Raw genomic sequence first — 16,054 nt, forward strand, 5'->3', positions numbered from 1 at the left:
GAAAGTGCCTAGACTGGCCACCCAGGTGCGTCAGGGAGACGGGGGGACGACATGGCCGGGATCTTCGACCCCGCGCTGGCCGACGAGGCCATGGTGGAGCAGATCGACGGGCGCTGGTTCCTCACCGTGCGCCGCTTCACGGGCGACGTGCTCGCGAGATCGCCGCTGCACGTCTCCGGTGACTTCCCGACTGCCGTGCTGAAGCTCGCCACGCGACTGCTGCAGCGCTGGCACATCGAGTACAGCTCCACCGCCGACTGGGTGGAGTACCACGGCACCTGGAGCACCCCGGTGCAGCCCTACAACCCGCGGGCCAACACCGTGCGCCTCTGACCCTCGCGGATCGCGGATCGCTGATCGCTGATCGCTGGGCGCTGGCGCTGGGCCCTCGGCGCCTCGGGGATGCTCCCCGTTGGCGGGTGGGGGGCTGGTGTTGCGTCGGAGCCGCAGTCCCCCGCCCGCTGCGCGGGCTCCCGCCAGGCCCGATGCCCGCGGCTCCGACGCAACACCAGCCCCCCACCCTCCCGCCGCACGTTCACCTCTGTGGTGCGCGCTTCTTCTTCTGTTGGGCGTGAGTCCGCTTCTGTTGGGTCAGGTCTTGAGGGGCTTCCATTTCGGGAGGGGGATGGGGGTGGGTTCGGTCGCGGGGGGATGTCGGCGGAGACGGATCGAGGATCGGAGGTAGAGGAAGGCGAGGGCGCCGTCCCGCACTGTGCTCAGGGCGAAGATCAGCGCGTCGTCGGCCGAGGTGACGACGGAGACGATGCTGAGGGCCGCGTTGAGTGCGAGGAGGGTGCCGATCACGAAGCCTGCGCGGGGGCGCGACGTCATGCGCCACCGGGCTCGAGGGGGCGCGATCGGCTCCCCGCGGCCTCGGAACGCACGAGTGCCCACGAAGTACACCGCCAGGAGGAGCACGTCTCCTGCGAACAGGTGCACGGGAAACGGCAGGATGCGCGGGAGGAACACGGCGTTCGCAGCCCCGACGAGCGCCACACCGGCGACGACGAACAGCACTTTCCACCGGGTCCTGCGGATGCGGAGCATTCCGCGAGACTATCGCCGATAAGGCTCAGGGGGTGGGGACAGGGACCGGGAGGGTGCGGACGCTTCGGACGGAGAGTGCGGCTAGGGAGGCCAGGACGATGAGGGCGGCGCAGGTGAGGAGCGTGGGGGTGGTGCCGACGGCCTGGGAGATCGGGCCCACCAGGACCTCGCCTAGAGGGATCGCCACGAAGGAGCCGACCATGTCGTAGGAGTAGACGCGGGAGAGGGCTTGTCGGGGGATGTGGGTCTGGAGGGACTGGTCCCAGGCGATCGCGAAGATCTCCAGTGCGATGCCGCCCAGCGCGAAGGCCGCGATGAGCGCGGGGAGGGTGGGCGCGATGCCCAGGGTGGCTACCGGGACCGCTGTGACCGCCATGAGTCCGACCCCGATGCCCAGCGCTCGGCGGGGGCGCCAGCGCAGCGCGATCAGGGCGCCGATCGCCAGGCCGACGGTCTGGGCTGCTACGACGAGACCCCATCCGCCGCGGCCGAAGGAGGCATCCGCTACGACCGGGCCGAGCACCGTGGTGGCTCCCACGAAGGCCGCGTTGAGCACACCGAACTGGGCCACCACCACCCAGACCCAGCGGCGGCTCGAGAATTCGCGCCATCCCTCTCTCAGGTCGTGGAGCACCGAGGGGGTCTTGCGCGGGGCGGCGTCGTCGGGGTTCGGGCGGCGGGGCGGGAGGCGCACCATGGCGTAGAGGGCCGCCGCAAGGGCGAAGCCGGCCGCATCGATCGCGAGGCCCCAGCCCGGGCCGACGACGCTCACGAGGGCGGCTCCTGCGGCCGCTCCCACGATGCCCGAGGCGTTCAGGCCCAGACGGAGGAGCGCGTTGGCGGGGCGGAGCAGGGCCTCGGGCACCGTGTCGGGCACGAGCGCGGCCGCCGCGGGGAGGCCGACCGCCGCGACCGCCCCGTTGAGCACGCTGAGGAGCACGAGAAGAGGGATCGTCGCCGAACCGGTGAGCACGAGCGCCGCGACCGCCCCCTGGGTCGCTGCAGCGGCGAGGGAGGCGCCCACGAGCACGAGGTGCCGCGGGAGGCGGTCGGCGATGACACCGCCGAGGAGCAGCACCGCCACATTCGCGATCGAGCGGGCCGCGACGACGAGCCCGAGGTCGGTCACCGAGCCCGTGAGGTCGAGCACCGCGAAGGCGAGAGCGATCGGCGCCACTGCGTTGCCGAGGATGCTCGTGGTGCGCGCCGCCAGCAGCCACCGGAAGGCCGCGAACCGCAGCGGATTCTGCGCGGCGGTGGATTCCGATGGCGTCATGGGCGCTTGAGGGGGAAGAGTGCTGCGGTCATCGAGACCGGGGCGGTGCCCGGCGTGCGCGGGGCCCTGGCCTCGGCGTGGAGAAGCGCGGAGGCCCCGCCCACGAGCGTCACGACGCGGTCCCATACCCGGGGGTCCACCCAGAGCTCCGCATCCGTCGTGACGGTCGGCCCCTCCGCGCGCGACGCCGACCGGCGACGCAGCTCACCGACGAGCGCCTCGATGTACAGCGCCCGCTCTTCGGCACTCCGCGCGAGCGGTTCAGCAGCCGAGGCGGCCTCGCCGAGCGAGAACGGCCGGGCGGAGGATTCGTGCCGGTACCGCTTCGCGTCTCCCCCGCGCACCCGCACGACCTCGACCACGCGCACGAGGCCCGCGCGTTCGAGCACCCTCAGGTGGTAGCTCGCGGTCGCCTGCGAGAGCCGCAGCTCGCGCCCCGCCTCGGCCGCGCTCAGTGCGGCCCCGGTGAGCAGGGAGAGCAGCTGCAGGCGGATCGGATGCGCCGTCGCGCGGAGTTCGTCGAGGCTGGCCATGCGATCATTCTCGGGCGGGATCCCACCCACCACCAAAAGTGTCTTTGGGGGTTGCTCGTCAGGGGGCTGGGTGCAGGGTGGCGAGGAGGCGGGCGACTTCGGCTCGGGCCGGGGCGTCGAGGCCCCGGACCGGGCGCGGGAGGCAGTCGGGGGCCACGAGCTCGAGGTGCTCGGCGATCGCGGCGGTCACGCGGTAGCTGCCGTGGCGGGCGAAGAGCGCCCACAGGGGCTCGAGACGGGCCGACTCAGCCGCCGCTGTCGCGTGGTCGCCCGCGAGGGCCGCACGGGTGATGGCGAGTGCTGGCGCGGGGAGCGTGCCCCCGATCACCGAGTACCACGCGTCGCACCCGGCCGTGAGGCCTCTGGCTGCCGCGCTGTCGCCCGAGACGCCCACGGTCACGCCGGCCGGGATGTGCTCGCGGATCGCGGCCACGCGCGCTGCCGCCTCATCCGCACCGGCCGGGACACCGGGGATCTTGATCGAGGCCACGTGCGGGAGCTCGGCGATCCGGCCGTAGAGGTCGTCGGTGAAGGTGACGTGCGTGGTGCCGGGGTTGTCGTAGACCACGAGCGGCACGTCGAGCCCTGCCGTGACGTTGGCGAAGAGGCCGAACACCTCGTCGTCGCCGAGCGCCTGGTACGTGACCGGGGCGAGCAGCACCGCGCTCGCGCCGGCCTCCTGTGCGTCGTCGGCGAGGCGCTGCACCTGGGAGGTGCGGAGGGCGCCGATCCCCACCATCACCGGCACGTCGCCCGCGTGCTGCACCGCGGCGAAGGCGACACGGCGGCGCTCGTCGCGATCCAGGTAGAGATACGAGCCCGTCGATCCGAGGGCGGTGATCGAGTCGACCCCGGCCGCCACGAGCCGCTCGAGCAGGCGCGTGTAGGCGGCCTCGTCGAAGGCGTCGTCGCGGAGCGGAGTGAGGGGGAAGGCGCTGAGACCGGTGAACGCGCCGCTTGGAGAAGCCGGGCCGGTCGAGATGGTGCCGGTCATCGATCCGTCTCCCCCGCGATCTCGCGCAGGGTCGCGAGGTGGCCCCTCCAGGCGTCGCGGCCCTGGCGGGTGAGGGTGAGCGAGGTGCGGGGCATCTTGCCCGCGAACGACTTGCCGACCGCCACGTAGCCGGCCGCCTCGAGCGACGACACCTGCTTGCTCAGCGCGGAGTCCGTGATCTCCACCGCATCGCGCACCTCCTTGAAGCCGAGTGTGCCCGCGCGGTCGAGAGCCGCCACGATCGAGAACCGCACGGGGTTCTGCAGCAGGTCGTCGAGCCGGTGCCTGGGGTGCTGGTCGGTGGTGGTCACGAGCGGGCCTCGCGGGCTGCGCAGACGAAGGCCACGACGAGCACGAGGCCGGAGGCGATGCCGGCGAGCAGAACGGATCCGTGCGCCCAGATCACCACCGAGATGGCGGCCGCGTAGGCCAGGAACCAGCTCGCGATGTATGCGGTCCAGCGGCGGCTGCGGGCGAAGGCGGAGCGGCCCTGGATGCTCACCATGAAGAAGATGAGCAGCGCGAAGGTCACGCCCAGCGTGCCGACGTAGGCGAGGCCGAACGCGTCGCCCGTGGTGAGGGCCATGGCGAACGTGCCCATCGAGGTCGCCACGCCGAGCGCAAGGATGAAGGTGATGTAGGGCCACCTGGTGGCGTTGTGGGCGGAGCGGCTGAGGCGGTCGGCCTTCTCGAGCAGCTGCTGGGCCTCGGAGGAGGTGAGGGTGGGTGTGGGGTCCATGACGTGTTCCCTTCGTTGCCTCCATCCTCCCAACTACTTGCTTTTTTGGCAAGTACTTTCTTCTCGGGTTCATCCGCGGATGGACCCGATCCGGGCCGAGCGGACATTCTTAGATGTGAGCACTTCTGATCTGGATGAACCGGCCGCCTGGCGGGCATCGCTCGAGGGCAGCGACCGCGCCTTCGGTCAGCTCTTCGACGCGCACCACGCACGCGTCTACGCCAGGGCGCTTCAGGCCACGGGGTCGTCTCACGACGCCGAGGAGGTGACCGCCACCGTCTTCTTCGAGTGCTGGCGCCTCCGACACCGCGTGCGCGTGGTCGACGGGTCGATCATCGGATGGCTGCTCGTCACGACCACGAACACCGCCAGGAACCTGGATCGGTCGCGCAGGCGCTATCGGGCCCTGCTCGCCCGCCTGCCGACGGATCATGCGCAGCACGACCACGCCGACGACGTGGCCGGGCGCCTCGACCAGGCCGCGGTCGACGACCGCACCAGGGCGGAGTTCGACAAGCTCTCCACCCGCGACCGGGAGGTGCTGGTGCTCTGCCTCGTCGAGGGATTCAGTGCCGCAGCCGCGGCGGCCGTGCTCGGCATCCCCGAGGGCACCGTGAAATCCCGACTCGCCCGCGCTCGACGACGACTCTCCGAGGGCGTGTCCGGCGATCACGACAGGTTTGCTCAGGAGGCACCCCATGACGCTCGATCCTGATCGCCGCGACGCCATCCGCGCCCTGGTGCTGGAGAACTCCCGCACAGCGCGGCCCGAGCGGTCGGCGCGACTCCGTGTCGCCGCAACAGCCTCGGCGGCTGTGGTGGTCGTCGCGATCGCCGCGGCCGCGGTCACCGTGGCGGGGCTCGGCCTCACGGGGGCGCCGCTCGCCGCGGATCCGTCGCCCACCTCGTCCGCAGCCTCCGGACCGCAGACCGAGGGTGAGCCCGCGGTGTGGTTCCTGTCCGATCCGTCATCGGTGAACCCGGACAGCACGAGCCTCGATGTGGACGTGTCTAGGATGGCGTGCTCCTCCGGCGTCACCGGCGACACGCTGGAGCCCGTCGTGACGTACACGGAGGCGAGTGTCGTCATCCGGATCGATGTCGCCCCCCTGGCTCTGGGCGACGCCACCTGCGTGGGCAACGAGTCCGTGCCCGTGGTGGTCGAACTGTCGGAACCGCTCGGTGACAGGACGCTCATCGACGGATCCTGCGATCGCCCCGGCGCGCGAGGCACCTCCCTCTGCCTGACGGCCGAGCGCTACCCGGTCGGCTCGGACGCCCCCGCCGAGGATCCCCTCCCGTCGTCGCCGTCCAGCCCACCGGCCATCGACGACACCCTCCTGACCGCGCAGTCCGCGTACGACATCTGCGCGGCGGCCGCCGATCCCTGGGACTCCGGCGTCTCGACTCCGCAGGGCGATCTGCCGCCCGCACCGACGATCAGCATCGCACCCATCGATGAGAGCGAGGTCGACCAGTACGTCGAGGGGGTCTGGACGGTCGTCATCCCCGTCGTCCGCGATCGGCCCGACGGCCCCGAGGACGGCATCAAGGTCTGCACGGTCGAGGGCACCGTCGATGCCCCGACGGTCGCGGTCACCGACGCGCAGGCATGAGTGAGGAGGAGCCCATGGAGAAGTACGACATCAAGAAGAGCCACAAGGAGCTCTACGCGCCGCGCGGGAAGGGCTTCGTTCTCGTCGACGTGCCTGAGCTCCAGTACATCGCTGTCGATGGGCACGGCGATCCGAACACCTCGAGCGACTACGCCGACGCGGTCGAGGCCCTCTTCTCGGCCGCCTACGCGGTGAAGTTCGCGAGCAGGAACGACCTCGGGCGTGACTTCGTGGTGGGGCCGCTGGAGGGCCTGTGGCGGGCGGATGACATGAGCACCTTCAGGTCACGCGAGAAGGACGAGTGGGACTGGACGATGCTGATCTCCCAGCCCGACTGGATCATCGGCGACATGGTCGCATCCGCTGTCGAGAAGGTGTCGGTGAAGAAGGATGTGCGCGCGCTCGGGCTTCTGCGTCTCGTGACGCTCGCCGAAGGCCTGTCGGTTCAAGCCCTGCACATCGGCTCCTACGACGACGAGACGCCGCTCCTCGACGACCTGCACGACCGCTACCTCCCCGCCCACGACCTCACGTTCAACGGCGACCATCACGAGATCTACCTCAGTGACGCGCGCAGAACCGAACCGGCCAAGCTCAGGACGGTCATCCGTCAACCCGTGGCACCGAGGTGAGCGCCGAACGGCGCACCCGGGGGTGCCGGGTGCGCCGAACGGGTGGTGCAGTGGTGCCGGGTGCGGCTACTGCTGGATGAAGGCGAGGAGGTCGGGGTTGATGACGTCGGCGTGCGTGGTGAGCATGCCGTGCGGGTAGCCCTCGTAGATCTTGAGCGTCGCGTTGCTCAGGAGCTCGGCCTGCTTGAGCGAGGCATCCTTGTAGGGGACGACCTGGTCGTCGTCGCCCTGGGTGACGAGCACGGGAACCGAGATCGCCTTCAGGTCGTCGGTCTGGTCGGTCTCGGAGAAGGCCTTGATGCCCTCGTAGTGGGCCAGCGCGCTGCCCATCATCCCCTGACGCCACCAGTTGTCGACCACGGGCTGCGAGAGGGTGACGCCCGGCCGGTTGAAGCCGTAGAACGGGCCGGCGGCCACGACCTGGTAGAACTCGGCGCGGTTGGCGGCGAGCGCGCTGCGGAAGCCGTCGAACACGTCGATGGGCGTGCCCTCCGGGTTGGCCTCGGTCTTCACCATCAGCGGGGGCACCGACGACACGAGGATCGCCTTCGCCACACGACCCTGGGGCTCGCCGTACTGGGCGACGTAGCGGGCCACCTGGCCGCCACCGGTCGAGTGACCGATGTGCACGACGTTGCGGAGGTCGAGGTGCTCGACCACGGCCGAGGCGTCGCTCGCGTAGTGGTCCATGTCGTGGCCGGTGCCGATCTGCGACGACCTGCCGTGACCCCGGCGGTCGCTCGCGACGACGCGGTAGCCCTTGTCGAGGAAGTAGAGCATCTGCGCGTCCCAGTCGTCAGCCGAGAGCGGCCATCCGTGGTGGAACATGATGGGCTGCGCGTCGTGGCTGCCCCAGTCCTTGTAGTAGATCTCCGCGCCATCATCCGTGGTCACGAACCCCATGATCGACCTCCAAATTCTGTCGAACCAAGCTGCGCTCGGGACGACTGCCGGGAACTGCATTCCTCGCTGACGCCAGGAATGCGACCACAGTAACCCCGGGGTGACGCCGTGTCGCCGGGTCTCGGCAGGGTTCCGACAACTGTTCAATCGGGCTTCGTCAGGAGGTCGATTCCAGCACCGCCACGCCGGCCCCGATGGCCCACTCGTTCGTCAACGCGGCCAGCTGCGGAACGTCCTGGAGCACCACCCCGCCGGAGGTCAGCACCACCACGACGCCGTCCCGCACCACCTGCACTCCCGTCATGTCGAGCTGAGCGGCCGGGTCGTACCCGCCGCCGACCTTGAGCGCCCAGGCGCCCGCGGCCTCCACCCTGGCGTCCTCCACGTTCCAGCCGAGCGGCTGCATGCTCTCCTCGGTGTACTCGGGATCGCGCGAGACCCCCACCGCGATCGCTCCGTACTGCGAGACGTCGATGCTCGAGCCGTCCGTCTCCGGCGTGAACCAGCTGCAGGTGAGTGCCGGGCCGTCGGCTCCCGTGCTGACGCCGTTCTCGCTGCCGTCGAGCTCGATGAGGCCGTCGACGGCCGGGCCGAGCGCTGACCGCACCTCGTCGCAGGTGGGGTAGCCGTCGGATCCGGTGGTCGTCGCGGGCTCTTCGCCCGGTGCCGCCGCCGGTTCCGAGGCCGCCGCCGACGGCTCCGGCTCCCCGACGCGCGATGCGGTCGTGGGCTGCCCCACCTGACCGCTGCACCCGCTGAGCACCGCCCCCGTCAGCGCCACGAATACCAGAACGACCGTGCGTGCGGCCTTCACTCGGCGAACTCCCATGCGACCCTCTCCTCGTCGACTCCCCTCGACGCTATTGGCCCGCCCCCACCGCGTTCAAGTCGACGATCCAGCGGATCAGCCGCAGTACTCCTTGAGGTTGATGGTCGCGCGGCTGACGTCGATGATGTTGATGGTGAGGCCGTCGACGCTCGTGAAGTGGATCCAGCTCGAGCCGTCGGTGAGGCGGTAGCCGGGCCGTCCGGTGGCATCGGTGAACGGCTCCGCATCCGGATACGCGGTGAGCAGCTCGTCGACGGTCGAGCCCGCCGCGATGCCGGCATCGGTGCTGGGCTTCTGCGTGATGTCGAGGCTGCTGCTGGGGCCCGTGGTCGCCACCGCGATGAGAGCCGGATCGGATCCGTCACCGACACCCACCACTCCGCTCTCGAAGAACGAGGCGACGCCCGGCCGGCAGCCCTCCTCGCCTGCAGCCACCTCGGCGAGGACCTCGGCGACGGGGCGATCGAGCTGCACCGGGCCGATGCCCGTGTAGGTGATATCCCACGTCGACATGTCGGCGGGATCGTAGGGCGGTCCGGCCTCGGGTGTCGAGGTGGGGGTGGGGGCGCCGGTCGGCGTGGGCGTTGGCGTCGGGCTCGGGTTCGCCGCCGCCGAGGGGCTGGACGCGGCTGTGGGGCTGGAACTCGGCGCCGCGCTCTCCCCCACGCACCCGGCCGCGGTCAACGCGACCGCCGCCACCATCACGATCGCCGCGACCCGCCTGCGTACCCTCATCCTGCTCCCCCGTTGTTGCCGACCCTCACCCTACACGTGTCGAACAGTCCAGGATCCCCGGGTACGTCACGAGCGCTCTCGAGCTCCTCCGGTGTCGTGCTCGACCACCTCTACTGCCACTGAGTCCCAGCGGTGCAGTTCGGTGCCCGCCTCCGGGTGCTGCGAGGTGATGTAGTACAGCCCGGGCCAGGCGAGCGCGGCGATGGGTGGGCCGTCGGGGTCGGGATTGGCGAGGGTCACACCGGCGGCGGAGGCCACATCGCGCCCCACATGGAACGGCAGACCGACCACATGCGGCACCGTCACCCTCTCAGCGTCGCGACCCGTCATGCCCCGACGGTACGCCACCCGACCCACCCGGACCAGCCCCCGAGGCGGTGTCTCGGAGGAGGTGCTGGGTGCGGCGGTTGAGGCTGAGGTTGCTGAGGCCGAGGAGCGCGAAGAACCCGACGAAGAGCAGCTGCCACCAGTTCTGGGTGACCGCGGCGTAGACGGCGAGTGCGACCATGGCGACGAGCAGTACGCAGTTGACGACCTCCCGCACCCGCGCCAGCTTCAGCTGGGTCTGCAGCGACGGCGCGACATCGGGCGGCCACGGATCGGACCACGAGCGCCGGTGGAGCCACACGGTCCCGAGCGACAGCACGATGGTCGCCGCGACCAGCACGAGGGCGCCCAGGATGCTCCACGGCGGAGTCGCGATCACCAGCCCGCCCAGCACGGCGAGCACGCCCGATCCGCCGACCGCCAGCCACCCCGCGGCGCGCGGCGTCACGCGATCCGCCCGCAGCCGCAGCCGCAGCCGCAGCCGCAGCCCAAGCCCACCAGCAGCACCACCATCGTGACCCCCGATCCCCTGGGAGAAGCTTCACCCGCCGCGCACCGCACCGCAAGAGGTCGCGGTGGAGTCGACCGCGTCACCGCGGTCGGTGCATCGCTGGGCGGCCTCGCATCGTGTCGGGTGATCAGCGAGGGGGGTTGCGGGTGACGCGGCCACGGCGGTGGGCGGTCGTGCGGCGCCCTCTCGCGACGTGGCGGCTCTGCCCTCGCGGGTCGGCGACCATGCGCTCGGCGTCGAGGGCGTGCGCCGGCTCGCTGACGGGTGGTTGCTCGTCGACCCCGTGGGAGGGCGCTCGCCGCTTCCGGCGCCGAGCGGCCACGACGCCCCGCACGATGGTCGCCGCGGCATAGAGCAGCAGAACGGATGCGCCGACCGGGATCAACCACGCCCTCGCGCTGCCACCGGTCGAGGTGTTGACGAACCCGATGAGGGGAACGGAGTACCAGACGCGCCCCATCACCTGGCCCTCGACCACCGGATCCTTGTCGGCGACACTGTTGTTGTCGCCCTTGAAGATGAAGGTCCTGGTGCCATCGGCAGCCAGGTTGACGCTCGTCACACGATGCGTGATGACCCCGGGCACGTTGGGTCGGATCTGGTACGTGACCACATCTCCCACGCGGATGTCGTCGGTCGCGACGGGCTTCACGATGAGCAGCGTGCCAGGGGGCAGGCCGGGTTCCATCGAGCTGGTCAGCACCGTGAGGGGGATGGCGTTCGCGATGCGGGGCACCGCGATGACAGCCGCCCCGAGCGCGAGCACTAGGAGGAGCAGGGCGAGAGCGAGCGACCGCGAGACCATCCTCACGAGTCCACCCTCTTTCGGAGCCGCCATGGTCAGGCCCCCTTCTGGAGGGTGAACTGCTGAGCCGTCGAAGAGGTGCACTCCGTGACGCGCAGCGCGGGATGGCCTCGCGGCGTGAGCCCGCCCGCCGTGTCGAGGCAGAGGTTGTTGCGGTTGCGCAGCAGGAAGGTGCCCGAGCCCGGTGCGATGGCCACCACCTCCCACTTCTGAGCACTGACGGAGCTCGCCGTGCGCAAGATGGCACTGTGGTCGCTCGGGCTGTCCCAGAAGAGACTCGACGACGAGAGGGGCGTGACCTTGAGGTAGGGGCCGTCGACCACGAACTTCCACAGCTGGTCGGCGCGAGGGGAGCACGTCGTTCCCACGAGAGCCTCTCCCGCGTAGTAGGCCCCGCGCTCTCCCGAGACGCAGAGCTGGTTCGCGACGTTCTTGATGGAGTACCAGCTCGTCGAGGTGATCCATGCGGTCGCGTGCAGAACGGCCGGGGACTCGGGTGACGCGGCTCCCGGGGCGGCGCTGCTGATCGCGCGCACCGTGTAGCGGTAGTAGGTGGAGACGGTGAGACCGGTGTCGGTGAACTGTCGTCTCGAGGCGGGCACGGTGCCGACGAGCGTGGTTCCGCGGTAGACCTGGTACCCGGTGACGGCGGAGGTGTCCGACGGTGCGGCCCAGGTGAGCGAGATGGTGCTGTCGGTCTCGCTGACCTTGGTGGTCGCTCCCGGTGTGACGGTGCCGGCCACGGATTGGCTCGCGGTCGCCGTCGTCGTGCTCGTCCACGAGCCCTGCGCCGCGGAGACGACGGAGGTCGCTGCCACGCTCTCTCCGCTCAACGCGAACCGCTGGGCCTGCGTCACGGCGGTGCGCACGCAGTAGACGGCCTTCGCCGCGGGCGCCAGGGTGCCGGTGAGAGCGGCGACCGTCGACCAGGTCGCGGAGGGGCCGGATGCGACGGTGGAGGCGGTGCACCCGGCGCTCGACGACACGGCCCAGACGTGCACGTCGACCGCTTGCGACAGGGGTGTGACCGCCTGCGCGCCGAGTCGGAGTGTGTAGGGGGCAGGGATCGTGCCGGTGTTCGTGATGGTGATGGGGGCTGTGGCGGTGAGAGCACTCGACGAGTACGTCTTGGCCACCGCGGAGAAGCCCGACTGGGTGACCGCCAGCTTTCCCGGGGCGACCACGGCGGATGCGGTGTGCTCGGTCGTCATCCAGCTCGCCGCCGCGGACGGCGCGCCGGCGGGCGCGATGCCGAGCGGTGCGGCGAGGGCCACGACGAGAGCGGTGATGACCGCTCCGGTCGCCGAAGCACGGCTGCGGGTGAGGATGCGGGAGCCGCGGGAGGCGCGTGGCCGTCGCGGCCGGAGGCCCGTCGGAGAATCGGTCATGGCGTTCAGACCTGCGTTCCGACGAGGTGCAGGAGGAAGCCGGTCGACGGCTGGCCCTGGCTGGCGGCGGGGGCGTCGAGGGGCAGGGTCGCCGAGACGCACAGCACCCGGCTCTCACCGGCGGGCACCGTGACGGCGACCGCGCCGGGTGCGGGGGCCCCGAAGGTGCCCGTCCAGCTGGAAGCGGGGGCGCCGGCAGTGCACGAACCCCCGGACGACGCCGCGCCGACCCCGAAGACGAGCGCTGCGGCGAACGGCGAGGTGGAGGCCCCACCGACACCGGTCAGGCCCGAGACGGAGATCGAGAGCGGCACCGCACCGGTGTTCGTGACCGTGACCGGCCCCGTCCTGGTCGCCCCCGGGTAGAGGGCGTCGGTGGGCATCGAGATGGTCGACACCGTCAGTTCGGCCGTGCCGGAGGTGAGCACGGAGGTCTCCGCGAGGGCGGGTTCGCTTGTGGTGAGCAGAGCGAAGGTGCCGGAGGCGCCTGCGGCGGTCGCGAGCGTGGCGCCCCCGATGATGAGCACGACGAACACGACGATGCCGCGCAACCGAGAGCGGGGGCGGGCGTGACGCGCAGCTGCGCGGCGTGTGCCGGTGCGTGCTGCTGCGGTAGCTGCTGCTGCTGTCATCCCGTCACCCCTTCTCGGTGTCGTCATCGTCTGTTCGTCGTCATCGTCTGTTCGTCGTCATCCGGTCAGGTGCCGGAGCCCGTTGGATCAGACCTGGGTGAGTGTGACGGCCAGGGCGTTCAGGTCGACCGACCCGAGCTGGGTCGAGTTCTCGAATCCCGCGGTCGAGCTCTTCGGGTAGGTGATCGTCACGTTCACCGTGACGGTCTGCGAGACTCCGGCAGCGCCGGCCGTGACCGTGTAGGGGGCAGAACCCTCCGAGATGCCTTCTCCGCTCGCGGTGAGCACCGCACCGGCCGACAGGTAGTCGGCGAGAGCGACATCGGCGGGAACACTGGTCGACGAGGCGGTGATCGACGCCGGGTCGACATCGAGGGTCGCGACGAGGTTGTCTCCCTCCGCCGTGATGGCCATGTCCTTCGTGTAGACGATGACGTCGCCGGGAACGATCGGGTAGCCGTCGAGGTTCGACAGCGGGGCTCCGCCGTTCACGCTCCAGGAGGCCTCGGTGCTCGAGGGGGCGATCGAGAGCTGGCCGGCCACGATGGTGCCGCCTGCGGTCACCGAACTGGCGTTCCAGAGGGCGAAGGTGCCCGCTCCGCCGAGGAGGAGGGCGATACCGGCTGCGCCGGCGATGGTGCCTTTGAGGATGCTGTTCATGATGGGTCCTTTCGAACGCCCGCGACGGGGCGCCGTGTTGTCCACGAACCATTCAGCAGGCGAGCGGATGCGCTGCGCAGGGTGCACGAGCGTCACTCGGATCGCGGGCGGTGAGAGAAAACCGTCTGAAGGGAGCACTTGAGATGCCAAAGAAATGGCACAGGCAGGGGACGATGATCTGCATACGGGTCACAGCTGGGGAGCTGAGAGAAACCCACTTGAGGCGAGTATGGCACACCTCACGAGAGGGGGACGACACGGCGACCCCCCTTGGGGGGCCTTTGGCAGGAAGGGGGCCGTACGAATCCGACCGGAGCCACTGCTCGGCTCCCGCGATCTCTAGTGGGGCGGCCTGCCTGCGGCGATGTCGGCGAGGGCCGCGAGGTGGGCCTCGAGCGCGGTGGAGCCGGCGGGCGTGAGCGAGACCCAGGTGAGCCGACGCGCGTCGGCGCGCTGGGGTGAGCGCTCCTTGCGGAGGGCGACGAAGCCCGCATCCGCGAGGGTCCTGAGGTGCTTCGAGAGCTTGGCGTCGTCGACCTGCAGGGCGTCGCGGATGATGGCGAAGTCGAGTTCGTCGACGTGGCGGAGCAGGCCGCAGATGCGCAGGCGCAGGGGCGCGTGGATGACCTCGCTGAACGAGGGGTCGGAGACGGTGGTCACGGTCGCCGCTCGCTCGGCGCAGTGATCTCCTGCCGCAGTGCGTCGTCGAAGCGGCGGCCCAGGATGACGGTCGCGAGGAACGTGACCGCGGCGGGGAGGAGCGCCCACCACGGCTCGAGCCCGAGCAGCTTGAGGGCGAGCGTCGAGGCCATTCCGGCGATGAGCACCGCCAGGAGCCCCAGCATCAGGCGTCTGCCGCGCGGGCCCGCGGGCTTGGAGACGGCGACCCCGTATCGGCGTGTGTAGGTGGTGGTGAGCACGGGGATGGCCACGATGGCGAGCGCGATCACGATCATGGGCCACGCATCCGGAAGCGCCTGAGCGCCCACGAGCACGGCGGTGATGAGACCCAGGATCGGGTGGTACCACGCGGGCGTCACGATCCGATCCGCGAGCACCCCTCCATCGCGTTCCAGCTCTCCGAGCGCGGCCCGCGCCTCGTCCTGCGTCATTCCACCGGAGCCGGTACCCGGTCGGTCGTCACTGAAGTCGTTTGCCATGATCGCAACTCTACGCACTCACTTGCGCTCACCGCAACTGACGGCGCGCACCGCAACTGACAGCGCCCGGCGCGGCCGGCACGACCGGCGTGGCGCCGAAGGTGATGCCGGCGGCAGCCGTGACCACCGCGGCGACGAGGAACGCCGGCAGGGGGCCCGACGACTCGATGAGCGCCCCCACGAGCACTCCCCCGACCGCCTGACCCACGATGAGCACGACGAAGAGCATGGCCGTGCCTGTGGCGGCGCGGCGGGCGTCGATGGTCGAGGTCCATGCGATCAGGGCACCGGATCCCGCCGTATAGCCCCATCCGAACAGCGCACACGCGAGCAGCGCGAGGGGGGTGCTCGCCGCCCCGAGCGCGAGCCCGACCGTGCCTGTCGCGGCTCCGACGCTCGTGATCGTCCAGACCGTGCGCGCGGATCTCGACCCCGCCCACCGAGCCGTGAGGATCGCCGCCGAGCCTCCGGCACCGATGGCGATCCAGGCCACCACCGATTCCGCATCCGTGCGGCCCTCCTCGACGAGGAGGGTCCTGCCGAAGTTCCACACGGCGGCCGAACCTGCTCCGAGGAGCAGTGCGGAGAGGATGGCGCTGCGGTGCGCGACGAGCCAGGCGACCGAGGGAGCGGTCGGTCGCGATCGGCCGCCGTCGCCCTCACTCTCCCCGCAATCCAGCAGGGCGACCGAGCCGGCGGTGAGCAGCGCGATGACGGCCGCAACGACCCAGACGGCCCGCCAGTTCGGGAGCAGGGCGAGAGCGAGCACCCCGGCGGCGATCAGGCCAGGCCCGGTTCCGGAGTTGACGATCGTCTGCGCCCTCTCGTCGAGATCCGACGAGACGGATCGCTTCACGATGCCGACCAGCGCGGGCGAGGCGAGCCCCGCTCCGACCGAGCTCACGACGGCGCCCACGGCGAACGGCACGAACTCGCCGGCGACGGCGACGCCCGCCGCACCGAGACCCGCGAACGCACCAGCGCCCAGCACGAGCAGTCGGGCCGCCCTGGATGCCGCGAGGAATCCGATGATCGCCCCCACGCAGTAAGCCACCGAGGCACCCGCGGCGACCGCGCCGGCGGTGACGGCGTCGAAGCCCAGCTCGGAGCGCATCTCCGGCAGCAGCAGACCGTAGCCGAAGCGCACGAGTCCGTACGCCGCGGCGATCAGGCCCGCGCTCGCGACGATGAGCGGCAGCGAAGACCTAGGGGAAGACGGCAGCGCAGACGGCGGGGATAACGAAAACGATCGTTTCATATTCGGAGT

Annotated in this window: 22 protein-coding genes; 4 read left to right on the plus strand and 18 right to left on the minus strand. The window is 70.7% G+C overall.

The window, feature by feature from the left end; genetic code table 11:
* The first annotated feature begins 51 nt into the window (after window positions 1-51).
* Window positions 52-333, plus strand: a complete 282-nt coding sequence (locus tag ACEXQC_RS06160; protein WP_374819545.1) for a hypothetical protein — start codon at window positions 52-54, stop codon at window positions 331-333.
* A gap of 258 nt (window positions 334-591) precedes the next feature.
* Here the strand turns inward: ACEXQC_RS06160 and ACEXQC_RS06165 are convergent, their stop codons facing one another.
* Genes ACEXQC_RS06165 through ACEXQC_RS06190 form a run of 6 tightly spaced genes read right to left on the minus strand, consistent with a single transcriptional unit; the run spans window position 592 to window position 4,589 of the window.
* The gene (locus ACEXQC_RS06165) at window positions 592-1,047 is read right to left on the minus strand and encodes a hypothetical protein (RefSeq protein ID WP_374819546.1); all 456 of its coding nucleotides are present in this window, start codon (window positions 1,045-1,047) and stop codon (window positions 592-594) included.
* 25 nt (window positions 1,048-1,072) lie between these two features.
* Window positions 1,073-2,323, minus strand: coding sequence for an MFS transporter (locus tag ACEXQC_RS06170; RefSeq protein WP_374819548.1), 1,251 nt, complete (start codon window positions 2,321-2,323; stop codon window positions 1,073-1,075).
* Window positions 2,320-2,856 carry a helix-turn-helix domain-containing protein gene (locus ACEXQC_RS06175; protein WP_374819550.1) on the minus strand — a complete coding sequence of 179 codons (537 nt, stop codon included), beginning with the start codon at window positions 2,854-2,856 and terminating at the stop codon, window positions 2,320-2,322. The genes ACEXQC_RS06170 and ACEXQC_RS06175 overlap by 4 nt, the downstream gene beginning before the upstream one ends.
* 58 nt (window positions 2,857-2,914) lie before the next feature.
* On the minus strand, window positions 2,915-3,850 hold the full coding sequence (locus tag ACEXQC_RS06180; RefSeq protein ID WP_374819552.1) for a dihydrodipicolinate synthase family protein: 936 nt from the start codon (window positions 3,848-3,850) through the stop codon (window positions 2,915-2,917).
* Window positions 3,847-4,161, minus strand: coding sequence for a winged helix-turn-helix domain-containing protein (locus ACEXQC_RS06185; protein ID WP_374819554.1), 315 nt, complete (start codon window positions 4,159-4,161; stop codon window positions 3,847-3,849). The genes ACEXQC_RS06180 and ACEXQC_RS06185 overlap by 4 nt, the downstream gene beginning before the upstream one ends.
* Window positions 4,158-4,589 carry a chemotaxis protein CheY gene (locus tag ACEXQC_RS06190; protein ID WP_374819556.1) on the minus strand — a complete coding sequence of 144 codons (432 nt, stop codon included), beginning with the start codon at window positions 4,587-4,589 and terminating at the stop codon, window positions 4,158-4,160. The genes ACEXQC_RS06185 and ACEXQC_RS06190 overlap by 4 nt, the downstream gene beginning before the upstream one ends.
* Before the next feature lie 115 nt (window positions 4,590-4,704).
* Here ACEXQC_RS06190 and ACEXQC_RS06195 point away from each other — a divergent pair, with 115 nt between their 5' ends.
* From ACEXQC_RS06195 to ACEXQC_RS06205, 3 genes are read left to right on the plus strand one after another with little or no spacing between them, the layout of a single operon-like run.
* Window positions 4,705-5,304 carry an RNA polymerase sigma factor gene (locus ACEXQC_RS06195; RefSeq protein WP_374819558.1) on the plus strand — a complete coding sequence of 200 codons (600 nt, stop codon included), beginning with the start codon at window positions 4,705-4,707 and terminating at the stop codon, window positions 5,302-5,304.
* On the plus strand, window positions 5,288-6,205 hold the full coding sequence (locus ACEXQC_RS06200; RefSeq protein ID WP_374819560.1) for a hypothetical protein: 918 nt from the start codon (window positions 5,288-5,290) through the stop codon (window positions 6,203-6,205). Before ACEXQC_RS06195 ends, ACEXQC_RS06200 begins: the two co-directional genes overlap by 17 nt.
* Before the next feature lie 14 nt (window positions 6,206-6,219).
* Window positions 6,220-6,837 (plus strand): GyrI-like domain-containing protein, encoded by a 618-nt coding sequence (locus ACEXQC_RS06205; protein WP_374819561.1) that lies wholly within the window; start codon window positions 6,220-6,222, stop codon window positions 6,835-6,837.
* A gap of 66 nt (window positions 6,838-6,903) precedes the next feature.
* Here the strand turns inward: ACEXQC_RS06205 and ACEXQC_RS06210 are convergent, their stop codons facing one another.
* The 12 genes from ACEXQC_RS06210 to ACEXQC_RS06265 all read right to left on the minus strand — a co-directional run bounded on the left by ACEXQC_RS06210 (window position 6,904) and on the right by ACEXQC_RS06265 (window position 16,045).
* The gene (locus tag ACEXQC_RS06210) at window positions 6,904-7,740 is read right to left on the minus strand and encodes an alpha/beta fold hydrolase (protein WP_374819563.1); all 837 of its coding nucleotides are present in this window, start codon (window positions 7,738-7,740) and stop codon (window positions 6,904-6,906) included.
* Window positions 7,741-7,897: 157 nt separating this feature from the next.
* Entirely contained in the window at window positions 7,898-8,569 is a 672-nt protein-coding gene (locus tag ACEXQC_RS06215; protein ID WP_374819565.1) for a hypothetical protein, read from the minus strand.
* Window positions 8,570-8,644: 75 nt separating this feature from the next.
* A complete protein-coding gene (locus ACEXQC_RS06220) occupies window positions 8,645-9,304 on the minus strand; it encodes a hypothetical protein (protein ID WP_374819567.1) in 660 nt (219 codons plus the stop codon).
* A 66-nt stretch (window positions 9,305-9,370) separates the two neighbouring features.
* Complete coding sequence (locus ACEXQC_RS06225) at window positions 9,371-9,634, minus strand: hypothetical protein (RefSeq protein WP_374819569.1); 264 nt, start codon at window positions 9,632-9,634, stop codon at window positions 9,371-9,373.
* Window positions 9,615-10,079: a hypothetical protein gene (locus ACEXQC_RS06230; protein ID WP_374819571.1), complete on the minus strand. Its 465-nt coding sequence runs from the start codon at window positions 10,077-10,079 to the stop codon at window positions 9,615-9,617. The genes ACEXQC_RS06225 and ACEXQC_RS06230 overlap by 20 nt, the downstream gene beginning before the upstream one ends.
* 190 nt (window positions 10,080-10,269) lie before the next feature.
* Window positions 10,270-10,980 (minus strand): signal peptidase I, encoded by a 711-nt coding sequence (locus ACEXQC_RS06235; protein WP_374819572.1) that lies wholly within the window; start codon window positions 10,978-10,980, stop codon window positions 10,270-10,272.
* A 2-nt stretch (window positions 10,981-10,982) separates the two neighbouring features.
* A complete protein-coding gene (locus ACEXQC_RS06240) occupies window positions 10,983-12,335 on the minus strand; it encodes a fibronectin type III domain-containing protein (protein WP_374819574.1) in 1,353 nt (450 codons plus the stop codon).
* 5 nt (window positions 12,336-12,340) lie between these two features.
* On the minus strand, window positions 12,341-12,967 hold the full coding sequence (locus ACEXQC_RS06245) for a hypothetical protein (protein ID WP_374819576.1): 627 nt from the start codon (window positions 12,965-12,967) through the stop codon (window positions 12,341-12,343).
* Between the two features lie 87 nt (window positions 12,968-13,054).
* Window positions 13,055-13,627, minus strand: coding sequence for an alternate-type signal peptide domain-containing protein (locus ACEXQC_RS06250; protein WP_374819578.1), 573 nt, complete (start codon window positions 13,625-13,627; stop codon window positions 13,055-13,057).
* A 339-nt stretch (window positions 13,628-13,966) separates the two neighbouring features.
* Window positions 13,967-14,287, minus strand: coding sequence for a transcriptional regulator (locus ACEXQC_RS06255; RefSeq protein WP_374819580.1), 321 nt, complete (start codon window positions 14,285-14,287; stop codon window positions 13,967-13,969).
* Window positions 14,284-14,787 carry a hypothetical protein gene (locus ACEXQC_RS06260; protein WP_374819582.1) on the minus strand — a complete coding sequence of 168 codons (504 nt, stop codon included), beginning with the start codon at window positions 14,785-14,787 and terminating at the stop codon, window positions 14,284-14,286. Before ACEXQC_RS06260 ends, ACEXQC_RS06255 begins: the two co-directional genes overlap by 4 nt.
* Window positions 14,788-14,815: 28 nt before the next feature.
* Window positions 14,816-16,045, minus strand: a complete 1,230-nt coding sequence (locus ACEXQC_RS06265) for an MFS transporter (RefSeq protein WP_374819584.1) — start codon at window positions 16,043-16,045, stop codon at window positions 14,816-14,818.
* Window positions 16,046-16,054 lie beyond the last annotated feature (9 nt).

Source organism: Herbiconiux liukaitaii (assembly GCF_041927495.1).
Lineage (GTDB): Bacteria > Actinomycetota > Actinomycetes > Actinomycetales > Microbacteriaceae > Herbiconiux > Herbiconiux liukaitaii.

Coding starts and splice junctions, on each gene's coding strand:
- ACEXQC_RS06235 (WP_374819572.1), bottom strand. CDS start 10,980: ATGGCGGCTCCGAAAGAGGGTGGACTCGTGAGGATGGTCTCGCGGTCG.
- ACEXQC_RS06180 (WP_374819552.1), bottom strand. CDS start 3,850: ATGACCGGCACCATCTCGACCGGCCCGGCTTCTCCAAGCGGCGCGTTC.
- ACEXQC_RS06190 (WP_374819556.1), bottom strand. CDS start 4,589: ATGGACCCCACACCCACCCTCACCTCCTCCGAGGCCCAGCAGCTGCTC.
- ACEXQC_RS06175 (WP_374819550.1), bottom strand. CDS start 2,856: ATGGCCAGCCTCGACGAACTCCGCGCGACGGCGCATCCGATCCGCCTG.
- ACEXQC_RS06220 (WP_374819567.1), bottom strand. CDS start 9,304: ATGAGGGTACGCAGGCGGGTCGCGGCGATCGTGATGGTGGCGGCGGTC.
- ACEXQC_RS06215 (WP_374819565.1), bottom strand. CDS start 8,569: ATGGGAGTTCGCCGAGTGAAGGCCGCACGCACGGTCGTTCTGGTATTC.
- ACEXQC_RS06200 (WP_374819560.1), top strand. CDS start 5,288: ATGACGCTCGATCCTGATCGCCGCGACGCCATCCGCGCCCTGGTGCTG.
- ACEXQC_RS06205 (WP_374819561.1), top strand. CDS start 6,220: ATGGAGAAGTACGACATCAAGAAGAGCCACAAGGAGCTCTACGCGCCG.
- ACEXQC_RS06245 (WP_374819576.1), bottom strand. CDS start 12,967: ATGACAGCAGCAGCAGCTACCGCAGCAGCACGCACCGGCACACGCCGC.
- ACEXQC_RS06210 (WP_374819563.1), bottom strand. CDS start 7,740: ATGGGGTTCGTGACCACGGATGATGGCGCGGAGATCTACTACAAGGAC.
- ACEXQC_RS06170 (WP_374819548.1), bottom strand. CDS start 2,323: ATGACGCCATCGGAATCCACCGCCGCGCAGAATCCGCTGCGGTTCGCG.
- ACEXQC_RS06225 (WP_374819569.1), bottom strand. CDS start 9,634: ATGACGGGTCGCGACGCTGAGAGGGTGACGGTGCCGCATGTGGTCGGT.
- ACEXQC_RS06250 (WP_374819578.1), bottom strand. CDS start 13,627: ATGAACAGCATCCTCAAAGGCACCATCGCCGGCGCAGCCGGTATCGCC.
- ACEXQC_RS06165 (WP_374819546.1), bottom strand. CDS start 1,047: ATGCTCCGCATCCGCAGGACCCGGTGGAAAGTGCTGTTCGTCGTCGCC.
- ACEXQC_RS06265 (WP_374819584.1), bottom strand. CDS start 16,045: ATGAAACGATCGTTTTCGTTATCCCCGCCGTCTGCGCTGCCGTCTTCC.
- ACEXQC_RS06260 (WP_374819582.1), bottom strand. CDS start 14,787: ATGGCAAACGACTTCAGTGACGACCGACCGGGTACCGGCTCCGGTGGA.
- ACEXQC_RS06240 (WP_374819574.1), bottom strand. CDS start 12,335: ATGACCGATTCTCCGACGGGCCTCCGGCCGCGACGGCCACGCGCCTCC.
- ACEXQC_RS06160 (WP_374819545.1), top strand. CDS start 52: ATGGCCGGGATCTTCGACCCCGCGCTGGCCGACGAGGCCATGGTGGAG.